The sequence below is a fragment of the Glutamicibacter sp. V16R2B1 genome (assembly GCF_005774635.1).
Taxonomy (GTDB): Bacteria; Actinomycetota; Actinomycetes; order Actinomycetales; family Micrococcaceae; genus Glutamicibacter; species Glutamicibacter creatinolyticus.
This window is the reverse complement of the sequence record NZ_VATX01000073.1, coordinates 1-1,563: the sequence shown is the minus strand read 5'-3', so window position 1 is coordinate 1,563 and position 1,563 is coordinate 1. Positions and strand designations below refer to the sequence as shown.

Below are 1,563 nucleotides of genomic sequence, written 5' to 3'. Positions count from 1 at the left end.
GACGCCTTGCGCCACTCCTGGGGCAACTTGAACCAAGTGATCAATATCTCCACGTCGAATAGACCGCAGCTTCATTCCGTCCTTCAAATCGGACGTTATCACCTTGCTTCCGTCGCGAGTCAGCCATCTATGCTCCGGTGTCGCGAAGACGATTTTTGTTGCACGTATGCGTCTAAGTTTAATGCGCATCAATGGCTGGTGTCCGAACGATCTGACCTCGCAGTTCTTCCAAACGGTGCGACTTCCTATCCCGCCTCTGTGAGCAACGGGGATAAGTAGCTCAGGTTTCGAACCAGCCAGATCGGAAATCGGCCTCAGACCCTGCCGGGTCACGATCTCAGTCTCGCCCGCCAGGCAGAAGCTCCTGCAGAAGAACAGGTCTTCGTCGCGGAGCTGCCACATGTCGATGGCGTGGCGGACCTCGACGGCCTTGCCTGCCTCGTCCACGGCCAGCCGGTCGAGGATCCCTTCCATCTCGGTGGCACGGGCCCGCTCCTCCGCCACCCTGTCGGCCGCCGCGTCGGCGATCTGCTGGTCGAACGGCTCGACGAACTCGACGGCTTCGTCGAACTCGCCGTCACGGGCCAGGCAGGCGAGGCCGACGGTTTGAATGTCGTAGCCCTCGGCGCGGAGCGCGGCACCACCGAGATGGATCTGTCCCCGGTAGCCGTTCCCGATACCGTTCTTCTGCATCCAGCTGATCTTCGACTTGCGGGGGAACTTCCAGTCGATCAACTTTGCGGCGCCGACCCAGCCAAGGTCGATCGTGCACGGCACCCCCCGGTAGGACGCCCGATGCTCCACCAGCAGCTCAAACCGGTCAGCGACCTTCTTCAACGCCTCCTCGGCGTAGGCGTGGGCGGCCTTCCCGATCAGCGCGTCCAGACGCAGCCGGCTGTCGGACTCCGGGACACCCAGCAGGCGGAACAGGCTCTCGGCCCTGCACCCGATCGCCTGCGACGCCCCGGTCTCCACCTGCAGGGCCCGCGGGTCCGCGGCTTCCATCTCGGTCAGCGCCAGGCGGAGAAGCTCAAGGCCGGTCGACGGGGCGGTCACGGGCCCATCACCCCGGCGAGGCCCATCTCCGCGCGGAGCACCGCGTTCAACGAGCGGGTTGACTCCAGCTGGTCGCGTAGAACCTTGATGCGCTCACGGGCGGCGCGGGCCTCCACATCGGCGAGTTCGGCGGTCAGCAGCACATCGGCTGATTCCTCGTCGGCGATGGCCTTGCGGAGGTCCATCGCACCCGAGGCGTGGATGAACGCGCTGGCCTTCGCCTTGATGAAAGCCACCCGGGCCTTCGCGGCCTTCTCGTCGGCGTCCCGGGCGGTCGCGGCGGCGGCGCGGAGCTGCTGGTTCAGCCAGACGAACATCCGGGCGATCTCCTGCGGCGAGGGGATCTCCGGCAGTTCCATCGTCGGGGCGGTCATGCGGACACCTCGTTCTGCGCGGGCAGGGGGCGGACAGGCCACGATGGGTCAATCACCGCGTCGGGCTGCCGCGGGTTTGCCTTCGTTCGCAGGTAGCTCTGGAAGTTCGCTGCCCAGGCCCTTTGCTGAGCCG

At 65.7% G+C, this 1,563-nt stretch carries 2 protein-coding genes; both read right to left on the bottom strand.

The window, feature by feature from the left end:
- On the bottom strand, positions 1-1,056 hold a 1,056-nt coding region (locus tag FDN03_RS16190), incomplete at its 3' end, for a hypothetical protein (RefSeq protein WP_212743945.1).
- Entirely contained in the window at positions 1,053-1,430 is a 378-nt protein-coding gene (locus FDN03_RS16185; protein ID WP_138178612.1) for a hypothetical protein, read from the bottom strand. The genes FDN03_RS16190 and FDN03_RS16185, both read right to left, overlap by 4 nt.
- Positions 1,431-1,563: the final 133 nt, after the last annotated feature.